This window comes from Collinsella sp. AM43-1, from assembly GCF_003467925.1.
In the GTDB taxonomy this organism is placed as follows: Bacteria; Actinomycetota; Coriobacteriia; order Coriobacteriales; family Coriobacteriaceae; genus Collinsella.
The window spans coordinates 128,936-145,663 of sequence record NZ_QSFR01000005.1; the positions used below are offsets into that span (position 1 = coordinate 128,936).

Genomic DNA, 16,728 nt, shown 5'->3' on the forward strand with positions numbered 1-16,728 from the left:
CCATCCAAAAAGTTAAAGCTCGACGGTCACCGAAGCGGGATCCTCCCCCACCAGCTCGGCCAGCATGGGAAGTGCCACGGTGAGCGTCTCGAGAATCGTTCCGTTGTTGGAGAAACCGGCGGCAGCGGGATGTCCGCCTCCGCCAAAAGCAGCAGCGATCTCGGATACGTTGAGGTCGCCCTTGGAGCGCAGGTTGCCGCGCACCTTAGTATCGCCCTCAATGCCCTTCAGGAACAGGCAGACCTCCACGCCCATCACCGAGCGAACCACATCGACCAGGCCGTCGCACTCATCCGAGGTGACACCGCAAGCCTCAAGGTCACTCTGGTACGCGTAGCTATACGCGACGCGTCCGTGGGCCACCGTCTTGATACGACCCATAACGATGGACTTGAGGTGCAGAAACTCTACGCGCATGCTCTGGTAGACCTCGAGTGCAACGCGCGCTGGATCGGCACCGTGTGCAACCAGACGCGAGGCCGCATGGAAAGCGGCGGCATCGGCGTTCTGGTACTGGAAACGACCGGTGTCGGTCACCAAGCCGCACAGCAAGCAGGTCGCGACGCCATCACGGGCGACAATGCCGCAATTATCCAAGAAACGGTCGATGATCATGGCGCAGGCCGCGGCATCGACACGCCTCAGGCTCAGTTCGGCAAACTCCTCGCGCGCCGGATGGTGATCGAAGCACACCACATGCTTGGAGCGACGAAGCACCTCGGCGGAATTATTGAGACGCTCGACGACCGGCACGTCCACCGAGATGAACAGGTCAGGATTGCCGGCATACGCAGATGCCGGTACCAGGCGATCGGAGCCTTCCATAAAGCGGTAGATGCGCGGAACCGGATCATCGTCTGCCAGCAGCAGGGCAATGTCCTTGTTAGGGAAAAACTTCATAAGCGAGAGGCCCAGACCCAACACGGAGCCCAGGGCGTCGCCATCGGGAGAAGTGTGTCCCGAAATCGCAATGGAGGACGCACCCTCGATGAGCTCGAGGATGCGTCGCTGAATATCTGCAGACTCGCACGAGGCGAGGTCGGCGGAATTAGTCATCTAAAGCTGCCTCCTGGGCGGCATCCGCTATCGGATAGCCGTCCTCGTCCTTTTCGATCGCAAGCGTGGCGGGAACGTTTTCCAGCGCACGCGTGATGCGCTCGGCTTCATCGGTCGAGCGATCGATGCGAAAATCGAGCTCGGGCGCAACACGCCAATCGAGCGAGCGAGCCAACAGGCTGCGAATACGGCCCTTAGCGCTTGCGAGCGCCTCCATGACCTCGTCGTAGCGGCTCGCATCGCACGACACGAACACACGCGCGAACGAACGGTCCACCGCGACCTCGACCGCGGTCAAAGTAACCAGGTCGAGACGCGGATCGGAAACCTCAAAGAGCAGGATATAACCGAGCTTCTCGCGAAGCTGCTCGCCCAGACGGCGGGTTGCCTGCGTTTGCTTCATAGCGCTACCCCCTACTCGGTACGGGCAACCTGGTCGATGCGGTAACCCTCGATCTGGTCGCCGGGCTTGATGTCCTGGAAGTTCTCCAGGCCAATGCCGCCCTCGGAACCGCTCTTGAGGCTCTTGGCCTCGTCCTTGTAGTGACGCATCGAGGCGATCTTGCCGTTGAAGACCACGATGCCGTCGCGCACCAGACGCACGGAATCGGTCGCGGCGATCTCGCCCTCTTCGACGCGGACACCGGCGGCGATACCGACTTTGGGCACCTTGAAGGTGTCCAGGACGGTCGCGGTACCCGTGGAGACCTCGACCTCGGTGGGCTTAAGCATGCCGATACGGGCAGCGTCGAGTTCCTCGAGGCACTTGTAGATGACGTCGTAGCAACGGATCTCGACGCCCTCACGCTCGGCGGCGGAGCGGGCCTTACCGTCGGGACGGACGCCAAAGCCGATGATGATGGCGTTGGAGGCGTCGGCCAGGACGACGTCGGTCTCGTTGATGGCACCAACGGCGGAGTGGATCGTGTTGATGCGAACCTCGGACTGATCCATCTTGTCGAGCGAATCCTGAAGGGCCTCGATGGAACCCTGGACGTCGGCCTTGATGATCAGGTTGAGCTCCTTGACTTCGGCGTCGGCAATGGTCTCGAAGAGGTTCTCGAGCGTGACGTGCTTGACGCGGCTCTGCTCCTCGATACGGGCCTTGAGCGAACGCTCGTCGGCAAGGGCGCGAGCCTCGCGCTCGTCCTCGAACACACGGAACTCGTCACCGGCGTTGGGCACGGACTGCAGGCCCAGGATCTCAACGGCGTCGGAGGGACCGGCCTCGGTGACGGCGCGGCCCTTGGGGTCGAGCATGGCGCGGACGCGGCCGTAGGTGAGGCCGGCGACAAGCGTATCGCCCACGTGCAGGGTACCGCGGGTCACGAGCACAGTAGCGACCGAGCCGCGGCCCTTGTCGAGCTTGGCCTCGAGGACGTTGCCGGAGGCAAAGGTGTCCGGATTGGCCTTGAGCTCGAGCACATCTGCCTGGAGCAGCACGGTCTCGAGCAGATCGTCGATACCGATCTTCTGCTTGGCCGAGATGTTGACGAACATGTTCTGTCCGCCCCACTCCTCGGGGATGACGCCGTACTCGGTGAGCTCCTGACGCACACGGTCGGGGTTGGCGCCGGGCTTATCGATCTTGTTGACGGCGACAACGATGGGTACGCCGGCGGCCTTGGCGTGGTTGATCGACTCGACCGTCTGGGGCATGACACCGTCGTCGGCAGCCACGATCAGAATGACGATGTCGGTCACCTTGGCGCCACGGGCACGCATAGCCGTAAAGGTGGCGTGACCGGGGGTATCGATGAAGGTGATCTTGCGGTCGTTGATCATGACCTGCGAAGCACCGATGGCCTGCGTAATGCCGCCCGCCTCGCCGGCAGCAACGCCGGTGTGACGGATGGCGTCGAGCAGCGACGTCTTGCCGTGGTCGACGTGGCCCATGACGGTGACGACCGGTGCGCGCGGCTTAAGGTCGGCGGGATCGTCGTAGAACGAGAAGGTGTTCTCCTCCTCGGGGGTGATGATCTTGATCTGACGACCCAAGTCGTCGGCAACGAGCTCGACGAGGTCGTCGGACATGGACTGCGTCATGGTGAGCGGCGTACCCAGCAGGAACAGGCGCTTGATGATGTCGTTGGCCGGAACGTCGAGCGCCTCGGCGAGCTCCTGGACGGTAACGCCCTGGGAAACCTTGATGGCGTCGAGCTCCTCGGGGTTCACGCCCTGGGCCAATGCCTCCTCGATCTTGCGCTCCTCCTGAGCCTTGGCAGCCTCGCGCTCACGCTTCTCCTTGCGCTTCTTGCGGCGACCGGTGGACTCACGAGAGGCCTCCTCGACGGCAGCACGAGCCTCCTCGAGCACCTTCTCGCGGCTGTACTCCTCGGCCTCACGAGCCATGCGGCTGTAGTGGTCCTCTTCGTTGTTGTGACCGCCCTTGCGCTTCTTGCCCTTGCCCTGCTTATCGGGGTTGGGGAAGTCCATGCCGGCAGCGACGTTGTTGCTGGCGTTGGTGCGATGGCTGTGCGGACGGCTCTCGGAGGCGTTGCGCTCGGAGTTGTTGTCGGAGGCGTTACGATCGTTACGGCGGCCACCGCGGCGGTCATTGTTGCCGCCACGACGGTTACCGCGCTCGGCGGCGCGCTCGGCCTTGGCCTTGTCCTCGGCGTCCTTCTTCTCCTTGAGCACGGTCTCCTGTGCGGCGATCTGGTCGAGCAGCGAACGGAAGCGCGAACCGGAGTCGGAAGCGGGAACGGCGCGGCGCTGGGCCTCGCGGGCAGCCTCCTCCTTCTCGCGAGCAAGGCGCTCCTGCTCGGCCTTCTTCTTGGCCTCGGCCTCGGCGCGGGCGGCCTCCTCGGCAGCCTGGGCTGCGGCAAACTGGCGGCGCTCCTCCTCGCGTGCCTTCTCGGCGGCGATGCGCTCACGCTCGGCCTCGGCGGCGCGTGCGGCCTCCTCGGCGGCAGCTGCCTGCTCCTCGGCCTGCTTGGCGGCCTCGACTTCCTGAGCGCGGGCCTCGATCACCGAGGCGAGCTGCTTGCGGACCATGGCGACATAGGCGTCCTCCAAGGTGGAGGAAGCGGACTTAGCGGGAATCTTCATATCGGCGAGATGACCCATCAGTTCCTTGGAGGTCATGCCGAACTCTTTGGCCAGGGTGGACACACGGACTTTTGCCATATGACTTCACCTACCCTTTCTGGCACCTTGGGTGCCTAGAGACTGAACGAGCGTGGGAGACGCGCCGGGACCCGCCCGGCGCGACCGCGCGCTAGATCAGGTCCTCCGCATCATCGAAGGCGTCGGTGTCGTGGACACCGCAGAAACGGGAGCCGGGACGGGCTTGGTTGCGGCACTGGATGCCGTCCTCGGACACGTACTCGCAGCGGCGAACGTCCTCGTCCTCCTCGTCACCGATCAGGTCGGCGGCGGGCTCCTCGTGAACGGGAACGTTCTTGAGGATGTCGGCGGCAAGCGTCTCGGACTTGATGTCGATGTGCCAGCCGGTCAGGCGCGCGGCGAGGCGGGCGTTCTGGCCCTCCTTGCCGATGGCGAGGGACAGCTGGTCGTCGGGGACGATGACGCCGGCGTAGGCCTTCTCCTCGTCGATGAGGACGCGGGTGACCTTAGCGGGCGACAGGGCGTTGGCGACGTAGACGGCAGGATCGGCATCCCACAGGATGACGTCGACGCGCTCGCCACGGAGCTCGCCCACGACAGCGCGAACACGGCTGCCCTTGGGGCCGACGCAGGCACCCACGGGATCCAGACGGTCGTCAAGCGAGTGGACGGCGACCTTGGAGCGCTGGCCGGGCTCGCGGGCGATCGACTTGATCTGGACGGTGCCCTCATAGATCTCGGGCACCTCCTGCTCAAACAGACGACGCATGAGCTCGGGGTGGGTACGGGAGATGACAATCGGCGGACGGCTGTGCTCGCCGCGAACCGGCTGCAGGTTGGAGTTGGGGTCGCGAACGTCGATGATCACGGCCTTGATGTGCTGGTTGTGCAGGTAGCGCTCGCCCATCGGACGCTCGTTGCGCTCGTTCTCATAACGGCGCTGATCGAAGTGCGGCAGCTCGGCCTCGACGCCCTCGCGGATCTTGACGATCGTGAAGTCGGGCGTGGACTGCAGCACGGTGCCGCTGATGAGGTCACCGATGCGGCCGGAGAACTCCTCGTAGATCTGCTCGCGGGCGGAGTTGCGCACGATGGCGTTGATCTCTGCCTTGGCGTGCTGGGCGGCGATGCGGCTCGTGTTCTTGGGGGTGACGTCGATCTCCTCGAACTCGGTGAAGTTGCCCTCCTCGTCCATGGAATCGTCGATCGGCTCCAGGCGGTAGACATAGATCTTGCCGGTGGTGCGGTCGATGGTCACCTTGGCGCCCCACTCAAGATGCAGGATCTCGGCGTAGCTCTTGGCGAGCGACTGCTCCAGGCGGTCGATCAGGTAGAGCTGGTCGATGTGCTTCTCCTGGCAAAGCTCCATCAGGGCGGACATCATGTCGGATGCTGCCATCTTACTTTCCTTCCTTCGCGGGCTTGAAGTCGTAGGTGGGCTTCAACTTGCACTTTTTAACATCAGAGAAATCGAGGGTAACGGACTCGCCGTCCTCGAGCTCGAGGGTCACGTTCGTCTCGGTCGCGGCGGCAATCTTGCCGGTGTACTTGCGACGGCCCTCGGTGGCGGTGGAGGTGAGCTCGCAGTTCTCGCCCACAAAGCGGGCAAAGTCGCACGGGCGGCGCAGCGGGCGCGCCATGCCCGGGCTCGACACCTCGAGCGTGTAGCTCGAAGAGATGGGATCGAGCTCCTCAATCACATCGCCGACCCACTTGGTGTTGGCCGTGACGTCGTTGAGCGACAGGCTCTGACCCTCGGCACCCTCGATACGCACGCGCACGCAGGGGGCCTTGGTGGCACCCACGAGCTCGACGTCGACGATGTCGACATCGTACTGGGGAGCGACGGCCTCGAGCGCGTCGATGATCGCCTGCTCGGTCTTGGTCTTGACCATTGCGGCACCTCCATCCATACAAAAAAGAAGCGGGGCCGAAACCCCACTTCTTTCAATTACAACTTCATTTGCAAGCAAACTATACCAATACCTGCACAAACGTGCAACCACAACACAAACCCGCAGGTCAGCGTGAGCACAGGTTCTCCACAAGAAATGGATAATTGCGTGTTGTCGCAAGTGTCCTTAACCAAAAAGAGGGGCGACTCCCTACGGAATCGCCCCTCGCTTTTTGATGTCAGCTATGCGCGCAGCGCTTACTTGACCACCAGGTTAACCAGCTTGCCGGGCACGCAGATGGCCTTGACAACGGTCTTGCCCTCGGTCCACTTGGCGACAGCGGCCTCGGCGGCAGCCTGCATCTCCTCGTTGGAGGCATCGCGGGCTACGTCGATGCGGCCACGAACCTTGCCGAGCACCTGCACGACAATCTGCACCGTGTCCTCGATGGACTCGGCCAGGTCGAACTCGGGCCAGGCGGCGGTGTAGGCGTTGCCCTCGCAGCCGAGGGCCTCGTGCCACAGTTCATCGGCCCAGAACGGGCAGATGGGGGCAAGGACGCTCACGATGTCCTTAGCGACGCCGTAGCACAGGGCCTTGTCGCGCGCGGCACCCTCGGTGGCGTTGAGGTAGGCGCTCGCCGCGTTGACGAGCTCCATGACGGCCGAGATCGCGGTGTTGAACTGGCCGCGGTCAAAGTCCTCGGTGCACTTGGCGATAGTGCGGTGACGCTCGCGATAGAGCTTGAGGGCCATCTCGTCGAGCACGGACTTGTCGAAGGCAACGTTGGCGTCGCCGGACTGGACGAGCTGCCACACGATGCGCCAGGCGCGCTTGATGAAGCGGTTAGCGCCCTCAACGGCCTTGGGATCCCAGTCGAAGTCCTTCTCGGGCGGGGCGATAAACAGGATCGCCAGACGCATGGTGTCGGCGCCGTAGGGCTCGATGACCGAGCTCGGGGGCACGACATTGCCCTTGGACTTGGACATGGTGTCGCCGTTCTCGTCCTTGACCATGCCCTGGCACAGCAGGTTGGTGAAGGGCTCGTCCACGCTCAGCAGGCCCAGGTCGCGCAGCGCCTTGGTAAAGAAGCGGCTGTAGAGCAGGTGCAGGATGGCGTGCTCGATGCCGCCGATGTAGTTATCGACGGGCATCCAACGGTCGGCGGCTTCGCGGGAAAAGGGCAGCTCGGTGTTGTGCGGGTCGGTATATCGCAGGTAATACCAGCTGGAGCAGGTAAAGGTGTCCATGGTATCGGTCTCGCGCTTGGCCGGGCGGCCGCAGACCGGGCAGGTGGTCTCGTAGAACTCCTTGCACTCGGCGAGGGTCTCGCCGGCGCCCAGGTCAAGGTTCTCGGGCAGCGTTACCGGCAGCTGGTCCTCGGGCACGGGCACGATGCCGCAGTGCTCGCAGTGGATGGCCGGGATGGGGTTGCCCCAATAGCGCTGGCGGGAAATGAGCCAGTCGCGCAGACGGAACTCGACCTTACGACGACCGCAGCCCATGGCCTCGAGGTCGGCCACGATCGCAGCCTCGCCCTCGGAGTGCTTGCCGCCGCGCATACCGGTGTACTTGCCGGACTGGACGAGCGTACCCTCGGCGGCATGGGCGCAATCCCAGTCGACGGTCTCGGCATGGAAGGTATCGATGGTCTCGCCGCTGGCCTCGACGGCAGCGCGGTCGTCATCGTCCAGGATGATCGGCACGATCGGCAGGTCGTACTTGCGGGCAAACTCAAAGTCGCGCTGGTCGCCGCAGGGAACGGCCATGACGGCGCCGGTGCCGTAGTCGGCAACGACGTAGTCGGCAACCCACACGGGAACCTTCTCGCCGTTGACGGGGTTCACCACGTAGCGGCCGGTAAAGGCACCGTGCTTCTCGAGGATGCCCTGGGCACGCTCGACGGCAGAGATGTGCTTGGAGTCCTCAACGATCTTGGTGACGGCCTCCTCGTACTCCGTGCCCTCGACGAGCTCGTGCAGGCGAGCGTACTCGGGAGCCAGGACAAAGAAGGAGACACCGAAGAGCGTATCGGCACGCGTGGTGAAGACGGTGATCTTGCCCTCGTCGCCCTCGATGGGCTCGCCATCGGCGTCGCACAGGGTAAAGTCGACCTCGGCGCCCTCGGAGCGGCCGATCCAATTGGCCTGCATCTGCTTGACGCGCTCGGGCCAGCCGGGGAGTTTCTCCAGGTCGTCGAGAAGCTCCTGGGAGTACTCGGTGATCTTGTAGTACCACTGCACAAGGTCGCGCTTCTCGGGCTCGGTGCCGCAACGCCAGCACTTGCCCTCGGTCACCTGCTCGTTGGCAAGAACGGTCTTGCAGGTGGGGCACCAGTTAACCGGGTTCTTCTTGCGGTAGACCAGGCCCTTTTCCCACATCTTCTCAAAGATCCACTGACCCCAGCGATAATAGTCGGGGCTGCAGGTCTTAACGGTGCGATCCAAGTCGTAGGAGAAGCCCATGCGCTTCATCGTGGCGAGCGCCTGGTCCATGTTCTTATACGTCCAGGCGGCAGCCTGCGTGTTGTGCTTGATGGCGGCGTTCTCGGCGGGCAGGCCAAAGGCATCGAAGCCGATGGGGTGCAGCACGTCGTAGCCGCGCATGCGGGCCTGACGGGCCATGGCGTCGCCGATGGTGTAGTTGCGCGCGTGGCCCATGTGCAGGTCGCCCGACGGATACGGGAACATCTCGAGCACATACTTTTTAGGCTTGCTGTCATCGGTGTCGACGGCAAAGAGGTTGGAGTCCTCCCAGGCCTTCATCCACTTGGACTCAATGGCCTGCGCGTCGTAGGCAGGGATCTCGTCCTTATGATCTGTGCAATCGCACATATCAGCTCCTTTAATCTTAGCTGGGGTCGGTCGGCTTAGCTTTATTCGCTACTGCGGACAGTCCTGCGCAAGACGAAGAGCACATTAAGTGCTCTTCTTTGCGTGCGGAACTTGCAGCGAACAAAGCTAAGCCGCCCGACCCTAAGGTTAACTCGCATGATGATAGCAAATACGACAAGCGAGATGCCTGCGACTTGCAGGCATCTCGCTTTATCTAAATAACGTGGTTGGGAATCAACCTTTGTCTGAAACTCGTTCTAGCACGAACGGGTTTTCCAGGTGCCGCAGATTGCCGTGAAAGAGGAGCGCCGCGTACTTAGGTACGCAAGCGACGGTTTGAACGGCAAGGTGCGGTGCCTGGGAAAGCCGCTTAGCGGTAGCTGACGCTTTGCTGGGAGTCCTTGACGACTACGTCGTGGGCTCCGCCTTCGACGATGGAGGTGGAGCTTACCAGGGTCAGGCGTGCCTTTTCCTGGAGCTCGGGGATCGAGAGGGCACCGCAGTTGCACATCGTGGACTTGACCTTGTAGAGCGTGCCGCCCACGCCGTCCTTGAGGGAACCGGCGTAGGGAACGTAGGAGTCGACGCCCTCGACGAAGCTGAGCTTCGCGGCGCCGCCCAGGTCGTAGCGCTGCCAGTTACGGGCACGCGCAGAGCCCTCGCCCCAGTACTCCTTCATGTACTGGCCGTTGACGTTAACACGCTCGGTCGGGCTCTCGTCAAAGCGGGCGAAGTAGCGGCCCAGCATCATAAAGTCGGCACCCATGGCAAGGGCGAGCGTCATGTGGTAGTCGTAGACGATACCGCCGTCGGAGCACACGGGCACGTAGACGCCGGTCTCCTCGTAGTACTCGTCGCGAGCGCGGCAGACATCGATCAGCGCGGTGGCCTGACCACGGCCGATACCCTTGGTCTCGCGGGTAATGCAGATGGAGCCGCCGCCGATACCGACCTTGATGAAGTCGGCACCGCAGTCGGCCAAAAAGCGGAAGCCCTCGGCGTCGACGACGTTACCGGCACCGACCTTGACGTCCTCGCCGTAGTTAGCGCGGATCCACTCGATGGTGCGCTTCTGCCACTCGCTGAAGCCCTCGGAAGAGTCAATGCACAGGACGTCGGCACCGGCCTCGATAAGCAGCGGCACGCGCTCGGCATAGTCGCGGGTGTTGATACCGGCGCCGACCATGTAGCGCTTATCGCCGTCGAGCAGCTCGTTGGGGTTGGTCTTGTGGCTGTCGTAATCCTTGCGGAAGACGATGCCCATGAGGTGATCGTTGTCGTCGACAATGGGCAGAGCGTTGAGCTTGTTGTCCCAGATGACGTCGTTGGCAACCTTGAGGCTGATGTTCTTGTCGCCCACGATGAGCTGCTCGCGCGGGGTCATGAACTCGGAGACCTTCTTCTGGTGGTCATCGCGGCTGGGGCGATAGTCACGGCTGGTGACGATGCCCAGGAGCTTGCCCTTGGGAGTGCCATCGTCGGTGACCGGCATGGTGGAGTGGCCGGTCTTCTCCTTGAGCTCGATGACCTGCTCCATGGTCATGTCGGGGGTCAGCGTGGAATCGGACTGAACGAAACCAGCCTTGTGATCCTTAACGGCCTTAACCATAGCAGCCTCGGACTCGGGGGTCTGAGAACCGTAAATGAAGGACAGGCCACCCTCGGTAGCGAGCGCGACGCCCATGTCGACGCCCGAGACGGACTGCATGATGGCGGAAACCATGGGGATGTTCAGGGTGATTGCCGGCTTCTCACCGCGCTTGAAGCGGGTTAGCGGCGTCTTAAGAGAGACGTTGTTGGGGATGCACTGCGAGGACGAGTAACCAGGAACCAGCAGATACTCCGAAAACGTGTGGGACTCACCGGGAAAGAACGTAGCCATGTTTCTCCTTTTTCCATGCGACCGGTCGGCTGCAGGCCTCGTAGGACCCAGCCCAACCTTGGGCGCCCAATACTGGGGAAGTATCTTAACGCACTTTGACTGCTACAATGCATGATTTAAGAAGAGCACACGAGGGTTTGACGCAGGCTTTGCGTTTGCCCAGCAAACACTTTAGCGGGGAGACGTGGAGCGTATGAAGTACAAGACGACGGCAAAGTTGGTCATTCAAGCGTGCGACAAAGACCTACCGGGCGTGTTCGGCCACGGCTGCGTCTTGCTGCTGCAGGGTATTGCTCACGAACACTCGCTCAACCGTGCCGCCAAGAGCATGGGCATGGCGTATTCCAAGGCCTGGCGCATCGTAAACGAGGCCGAAGGCCAGCTGGGCTGCAAGCTCATCGAGCGCGACGGAGCCCGCGGATCATCGCTCACCCCCGCCGGCGAGCGCGCCATAGCGGCCTACGAGGAGCTGCAGGCCGACATCAACAACGTCATCGCCACCAAAGCCAACGACCTCATCGCCAGCATCAATGCAGAGTAGTCCTTTTGGGACTGAATTGTTGTCCACCGTGCCCTCGGATTGAGGCTCGTGCCACAAAACGGGCCCATCTACTACGTTTAGCTGAATACCCTCGACCATACCGGACATTATGAAAATAAAACCGCTGGTAGACAGCTTGGCAATTTTCGAAATAGGCGGGTATGGTCGACCCCTATGGCTTAAACGTAGTAAATAGGCCGTTTTCGTGACACACACCCCGATTAGTTACTTTCGGAGCGCGTTGTCCAGGGTGGACGCTACAACCAGGGGGTCGTCGGTACCGGCGAAGAGGCGAATGGTGCTCCCCTGCTTGCCGCGCGGAGCAGAGAGTCGCGTCGTTGCGCCGCCGGCGGGCGATGTGCGAAACTCCCCCGGCAAAGCATCGAACAAATCGCCCGCACTGCGCTCGATAAGGTCAAACTCAACTGCCGGACCAAAGCCGTGCTCGAGGATTCCAGTTGCAACCGCATGGTCGGGATGCGAGCTCAGTCCAGGATAGCGCACGGCGTGCACCATCTCATTGGCAGCCAAGTACTCGGCCAGCGCACGTGCGCGGTCGAAATGTGCCTGCATGCGGGCATCGAGCGAGTCCAGCCCGCGCTCCAGCACACCGGCCTCATCAGCAGGCAAATCAAGTTTGACCAAGCCACAGCCCTCAAGCAGAGCATGCGCGCACTCGGCAGCAGCATCCACACGATGGCGCTTGAGCTGCGAGCGCGCGACCGATATGGCAACCAACTTGTGCGGAGCCTCACCGGCGCACACGCGGTCAAGTGCCTCGAGCGACAGCACGGCACCCAAGCGCAACGGATCGCACCCAAAGACACCAGCCACGGTGTTATCCACCACGAGCAGCGCATGAGCCTCACGCGCGGCACGTCCTAACGCGCGCAGATCGGGCACGCGCAATCCAAACCCGCCAATAGAGTTGACGAACCACCACAGGTGCGGCCCCTCGACCTCAAACGAAGCATCAAAGCCCTCGGACGCAGCAGTAAACGCCGCAACCGACGGCTCCTCCACCATAGCCACGTCGCAGCACTCAAAGCCGCGCGCAAACGCATCGGCAAAGTCATCGGCAAACGCAACCAGGCGATCGCCGGGACGTACAATCCCCAACAGAGACAGCGCCGCCGGCACATGCGGCGCTGCAGCAAGACGCGCCTCACGCGCGCCGGCCCTTGCAGCCCAGGCCTCTTCTAGCTGCTGTACGTCCACGCGGCACCGTCCCTTCATAAGCAAAAAACCCACGATGCGGGTGTTCCCCGCATCGTGGGCAACGGCTGCAGTATAGCGCCGATAGGCGACGAAACGCCTAGATGCTGAGCGTGTGATAGGTCACGCTCGCACCCGGAGCGTCAACGGTCACGCCATAGGCCTCGGGTGGCCAAAAGCGTCTGCAACGTCGAGCATCTCAAAGTTGGCATCCCAGCTGTCAAAGATACGATGCACCAACACCGCGAGTTCCTCGGCACACAGCAGGGGAAACGGCGCATCTGCCGCACCCTGAAGCGCGACCGACCCGCCCGAGCATGCCTCGAACAACGGCATCAAAAATGGGTCGGTTAATGCCGGCGATGCGGTATACAGATACGGCACGCGCAGGACTTTGGCTTGGATGCCGTCGCGCGATGCATAGTAACGGCACAGGTCGTTGGCAGCGCGGGCGATAATGCCCTTGCCCGTCTGGGCCCCACTGGCGGCCGTGGCGTCGTCGTCACATCCGCCAGTGGTGCCCTCTGCACCCGCGGGCCCCGCAATAAACAGCAGCTGCACATTGCGTCCCATACAGGCACGAAACACCGAGCGCAGCAGCCCAATGTCGCCAAAAGTCACGGTATGCGGGGTGAGGTAGGTAGAAAGGTAGACCACGCGCTCAAACTCGTAGGCCTGGTCCAGGTGCTGGAGGAGCTCTTTCCACGAAGCATGGGGCGACGACTCATCGCGGCGCGCGTCCTGCGCGGCTACGACCTACACATGGTCGCCGGGGAACGCCTTGGAGCAAAAGTCATCGTCAACATATGCGGTGTTGCCAACAACCAGCACTTCCACGGCGTTCCCCCTCCCCAAAAATCTACTTTTGCCATAGTCAAACATGCGTATTGTACGCTGTAAAAGCGAGCCAAGGCGCCTTTAAGGCTGTTTTAAGAACTTTTTAGAGGATGTGAGAGCGGCAACTCATTCGACTTAGATTCATCGAGGAAATGCTATTCGCTCTGAAAAGGCACATCGCAATCTGCTGACAGCTCTGCAGGGAGAATGGCAGGCGATGCACATTGCTCTCGCACAGAATCATCAGATGAAAGAAACGGCAACTCTTTGGAATGGCTGGCGATAACCTGCGGAACGATTTTGATACCCAAAGCAAGCTCGAACCTAGCGATCGTCTTCAGCGTCATATTGGGCTGAGAATTCAACAGCTTCGAAAGCGACTGAAGGCTCACGCCCATACGCTTTGCCAAATCGCTTTTGCTTAAACCCAGACGCTTCATCTCGCGATGAACAATAAACTCGATATCTAGCGCGTGTTCATAAGCGCGTGTTTCGCTGGTTTCTGTATCGGCGTAAAAATCAGATAAATCTACTTTATTCATTGTGTTCTCCGTTTCGAAAGCCAAGTATAAAAGTCAAGGCTCAGATTCCAGAAGTTGACGTGCTATTCTGGCCGATCATTGTTCGAGCGGTTAATTTCCGCTTAGGGTCTGACAACATTTTCTGGAATTGAGAGTTGTCGGGAGAAGCCGTCAATTCCCAAAACGGTCGACCCTTGAGGTCTCTATATTCGACAAGATCATATCCTTCTGCCAAAGGGCACCTCCCATTTCTAGATGAACTTAACTTATAGGTTAAGTTCATCCATTTAAATACATATAACGAGGTCCAGACAAGATTCCTCTGCCCCAATCGATAAACAAACCAGTCGAGCTTATGCAAAATCCGGAAGTGTGCGGCATATTCTAGACACGTCAACCACACTGGATAGTGGCAACGCTTCTACCTGCGGGTTCTTTTCATGAAAAGGACGATGTGCTCGAGGGTTCCAAAATTTGCCGCATGCTTCCGTCGGGCGTTTCCGGAAGTGCGGTGAAAAACCGAGATCGACAGACCAGACCCCTGTTTTAGCCTTCCGCGACCTGCGGTTTTGTTGCCGAAATTCGGTTTATGCTCGGAGGTTTCCGATTTTTCCCCGCACTTCCGAAAAGCACCCTTAAACCGCGCGTCCCGAAGCGGAAAACCGCCGGATATTTGTTCTCCCCAAATGAGATCCTTGTTTTGCCTGGCCGAATCTTACATCCAAACAAAAAAAGAGGACCGACGCATCAACCCTCTTCAGGTGTCGCCCGAAGGCTTCCAGCGCAATTGATTTAATTCTAATCGATATCACTTGTTTGACCACGATCACGTCAACCAGTAGAAGCCGCCCATGCTCGATCATTCCATTGCCGGGATGGTGCTTGGCTAGTACGTCACACATTGCATACATGAAAAAAGGGCAACACTCTCAATTTGAAAGCGTCACCCTTAAAGCTCCCAAAGAGCTTTTGTATTGCAGGAAGATACTCTACACTATCTTCCCTTGATTGGCGGGTCGAAACAGACACCATTGTGATTTCAAGCAGAAAGCGTTATATTAAGTATGCATTTGCACGTGGTGTTCGCACTATACGCTCAGATGCCATAGTTTACAAAGATGGCCTTCTTCATAGACGCTAGGTGGGATTACTCACTAGTAGCCGATATGTCGAAGGCCTTCTTGTACTTAAGGAAATCATACATTCTAATAAGCCGTTTCAGCTCGCTATTACCGTGGATTATCTTGCGATCGTCCATGATGAGCGCCCTCAGATATTCAAGCAACTTATTTAGATCGATCTCATCTTCTTCAAGTAGCACAAGCTTTTTAAATGCTTCCTCAAAGCCTTCGTTAGCTATAACAGACTGAACCGAGTGTCTAATTCCCGAATGATGATAGCTACCTTTTGCCTTTCGTAGGCTGTTGTTTAGAAAAGCATCTAAATCCTTCTTCTCATCTATTTCCTTTAGCATCCTTGGATTAAGAACTTCCCCTGAATACGCGCTTAAATACTTATACATGGGCAAACCACCCGAGTTAGAAGCAAGCAGCGAAGGAAGGTATTCCTCGACGGCAAGCTTAGGAGCAACATGTTCGTCATCAAACACAACATCACGATATAGAAGTTCGGCTTTGACCATATGCCCGTGCCCTAAAGAAGCATTCGCAACACCGATACCCAGCACAAGATGCTGTCCCTCTGGAAGTCTCTCGAGGTCGCTAAAACTCGCTTCAACTACCAGAGAGTCATTCGGATCGCCCTCATCAGCCAAGGCGTAGATGCTCCTGCGAAGCTCACGAATGATCCTGGGCGAGAAGGAGCATTTGGATTGTCCAATTGCTTCATACACTGCACCAAAATCGTTCGTCCTAATCTCGGTCATGCTTATCTCGCCAATACCTGGAAAGGTAAACGAATGAGTTGAGGTTGCGTTTTCTCCCCTAGTAAGGAAGATAAAGCGCTTTCTAAGCAACGCAAGATTGTTAGAACCGAGGCAGCGCGAAATCGACATGAGGATAGCTTGGATATCGGGGTCGTTAAGGGAATAACCGATAAAAATAATTGGGTATTCCATAAAAATAGTTAACAACTTGGCAGCCAAGTAATCCTGTGTTTCGGCGAGTTTTGCGTAATCTGCCTCCTCAAGAACCATAGATTCAGGATTATCCATAGAACCGTGGATCTTATAGATTTCACCCATTTCAAAAGTTCTGTGAAAGACGAGATCGTCTTGGCCAACAAAAACTTTAAACTCGGGAAATAGCGACTCCAGGAGACAGTCATAGTTGGTTGTTATAACTCCAGAGATACGCCGCCTGCCAACCTCTCTCAAGATATCAAGCTCATGCGTCATATATTCAGGTTTGAACGAGGATAACCTCTCGGCCGCCATGATCTTTAAAATAGATTTACGCTGACGAATGTCCTCTACATGATCGTTTCTAAAAGAAGCGAAGCGAGGGTCCTCAAGAACAGCTATGCGCATATCCTTATCAAGCATCGTCGCGGCAGAGGGCAATGCGCTATTGTCAGACTCATCTGGACAACGTGCCAGGTACGAGTCAAGCCGAAAGGGATCATCGGAAAGACGGGAACAGAGGTGCCTTAACAAACCAACCCAATCGTCGGTACCCATGTATCTACGGGAAAAGCCCGAGCCGACGAATAAATATGGGCTACGCCCCACCCCATTTATCAAACGTACAACGCTTTCTACAATGTCATCTCTTCCGACTTCCATCTAGCGCCTCCAAACAAGCTACTTCCATAAGTATAGAACATATGTTTGGATTTTACTAGAATTGCAAGACTTCATCGGAGACAAAGCTGCTCGACCTTGATTCTCATCTTCATTGCAACAGCCTCAGGACTCAGC

12 protein-coding genes are annotated in these 16,728 nt (G+C 59.1%); 1 reads left to right on the plus strand and 11 read right to left on the minus strand.

Annotated elements, in window-relative coordinates:
• Nucleotides 1-12 precede the first annotated feature (12 nt).
• The 7 genes from DW925_RS03630 to DW925_RS03660 form a co-directional block, all read right to left on the minus strand.
• Nucleotides 13-1,056 carry a bifunctional oligoribonuclease/PAP phosphatase NrnA gene (locus DW925_RS03630; protein WP_117790386.1) on the minus strand — a complete coding sequence of 348 codons (1,044 nt, stop codon included), beginning with the start codon at nucleotides 1,054-1,056 and terminating at the stop codon, nucleotides 13-15.
• On the minus strand, nucleotides 1,049-1,459 hold the full coding sequence (gene rbfA, locus DW925_RS03635) for a 30S ribosome-binding factor RbfA (RefSeq protein WP_117790387.1): 411 nt from the start codon (nucleotides 1,457-1,459) through the stop codon (nucleotides 1,049-1,051). Before rbfA ends, DW925_RS03630 begins: the two co-directional genes overlap by 8 nt.
• Before the next feature lie 11 nt (nucleotides 1,460-1,470).
• Complete coding sequence (gene infB / locus DW925_RS03640) at nucleotides 1,471-4,185, minus strand: translation initiation factor IF-2 (RefSeq protein ID WP_089571695.1); 2,715 nt, start codon at nucleotides 4,183-4,185, stop codon at nucleotides 1,471-1,473.
• A 91-nt stretch (nucleotides 4,186-4,276) separates the two neighbouring features.
• Complete coding sequence (gene nusA / locus DW925_RS03645) at nucleotides 4,277-5,524, minus strand: transcription termination factor NusA (RefSeq protein WP_006234042.1); 1,248 nt, start codon at nucleotides 5,522-5,524, stop codon at nucleotides 4,277-4,279.
• A gap of 1 nt (nucleotide 5,525) precedes the next feature.
• Nucleotides 5,526-6,020, minus strand: a complete 495-nt coding sequence (gene rimP / locus DW925_RS03650) for a ribosome maturation factor RimP (RefSeq protein ID WP_117790388.1) — start codon at nucleotides 6,018-6,020, stop codon at nucleotides 5,526-5,528.
• A 257-nt stretch (nucleotides 6,021-6,277) separates the two neighbouring features.
• The gene (gene leuS, locus DW925_RS03655; RefSeq protein ID WP_117790389.1) at nucleotides 6,278-8,854 is read right to left on the minus strand and encodes a leucine--tRNA ligase; all 2,577 of its coding nucleotides are present in this window, start codon (nucleotides 8,852-8,854) and stop codon (nucleotides 6,278-6,280) included.
• A 370-nt stretch (nucleotides 8,855-9,224) separates the two neighbouring features.
• Nucleotides 9,225-10,736: an IMP dehydrogenase gene (locus DW925_RS03660; RefSeq protein WP_117736274.1), complete on the minus strand. Its 1,512-nt coding sequence runs from the start codon at nucleotides 10,734-10,736 to the stop codon at nucleotides 9,225-9,227.
• A gap of 193 nt (nucleotides 10,737-10,929) precedes the next feature.
• Here DW925_RS03660 and DW925_RS03665 point away from each other — a divergent pair, with 193 nt between their 5' ends.
• Nucleotides 10,930-11,277, plus strand: a complete 348-nt coding sequence (locus tag DW925_RS03665; protein ID WP_117765729.1) for a winged helix-turn-helix domain-containing protein — start codon at nucleotides 10,930-10,932, stop codon at nucleotides 11,275-11,277.
• Between the two features lie 225 nt (nucleotides 11,278-11,502).
• On the opposite strand, the gene DW925_RS03670 is transcribed toward DW925_RS03665, so the two are convergent.
• The 4 genes from DW925_RS03670 to DW925_RS03685 form a co-directional block, all read right to left on the minus strand.
• The gene (locus DW925_RS03670) at nucleotides 11,503-12,495 is read right to left on the minus strand and encodes a PLP-dependent transferase (protein ID WP_158561595.1); all 993 of its coding nucleotides are present in this window, start codon (nucleotides 12,493-12,495) and stop codon (nucleotides 11,503-11,505) included.
• A 147-nt stretch (nucleotides 12,496-12,642) separates the two neighbouring features.
• Nucleotides 12,643-13,149: a hypothetical protein gene (locus DW925_RS03675; RefSeq protein ID WP_117765733.1), complete on the minus strand. Its 507-nt coding sequence runs from the start codon at nucleotides 13,147-13,149 to the stop codon at nucleotides 12,643-12,645.
• A gap of 335 nt (nucleotides 13,150-13,484) precedes the next feature.
• Nucleotides 13,485-13,871 (minus strand): helix-turn-helix transcriptional regulator, encoded by a 387-nt coding sequence (locus DW925_RS03680; protein WP_117637774.1) that lies wholly within the window; start codon nucleotides 13,869-13,871, stop codon nucleotides 13,485-13,487.
• 1,126 nt (nucleotides 13,872-14,997) lie between these two features.
• Nucleotides 14,998-16,593 carry an SIR2 family protein gene (locus DW925_RS03685; protein ID WP_117769578.1) on the minus strand — a complete coding sequence of 532 codons (1,596 nt, stop codon included), beginning with the start codon at nucleotides 16,591-16,593 and terminating at the stop codon, nucleotides 14,998-15,000.
• Nucleotides 16,594-16,728 lie beyond the last annotated feature (135 nt).

Bases quoted from the DNA above. Each gene is read 5' to 3' on its own strand.
- DW925_RS03630 (WP_117790386.1), bottom strand. From the start codon at position 1,056: ATGACTAATTCCGCCGACCTCGCCTCGTGCGAGTCTGCAGATATTCAG.
- rbfA (WP_117790387.1), bottom strand. From the start codon at position 1,459: ATGAAGCAAACGCAGGCAACCCGCCGTCTGGGCGAGCAGCTTCGCGAG.
- infB (WP_089571695.1), bottom strand. From the start codon at position 4,185: ATGGCAAAAGTCCGTGTGTCCACCCTGGCCAAAGAGTTCGGCATGACC.
- nusA (WP_006234042.1), bottom strand. From the start codon at position 5,524: ATGGCAGCATCCGACATGATGTCCGCCCTGATGGAGCTTTGCCAGGAG.
- rimP (WP_117790388.1), bottom strand. From the start codon at position 6,020: ATGGTCAAGACCAAGACCGAGCAGGCGATCATCGACGCGCTCGAGGCC.
- leuS (WP_117790389.1), bottom strand. From the start codon at position 8,854: ATGTGCGATTGCACAGATCATAAGGACGAGATCCCTGCCTACGACGCG.
- DW925_RS03660 (WP_117736274.1), bottom strand. From the start codon at position 10,736: ATGGCTACGTTCTTTCCCGGTGAGTCCCACACGTTTTCGGAGTATCTG.
- DW925_RS03665 (WP_117765729.1), top strand. From the start codon at position 10,930: ATGAAGTACAAGACGACGGCAAAGTTGGTCATTCAAGCGTGCGACAAA.
- DW925_RS03680 (WP_117637774.1), bottom strand. From the start codon at position 13,871: ATGAATAAAGTAGATTTATCTGATTTTTACGCCGATACAGAAACCAGC.
- DW925_RS03685 (WP_117769578.1), bottom strand. From the start codon at position 16,593: ATGGAAGTCGGAAGAGATGACATTGTAGAAAGCGTTGTACGTTTGATA.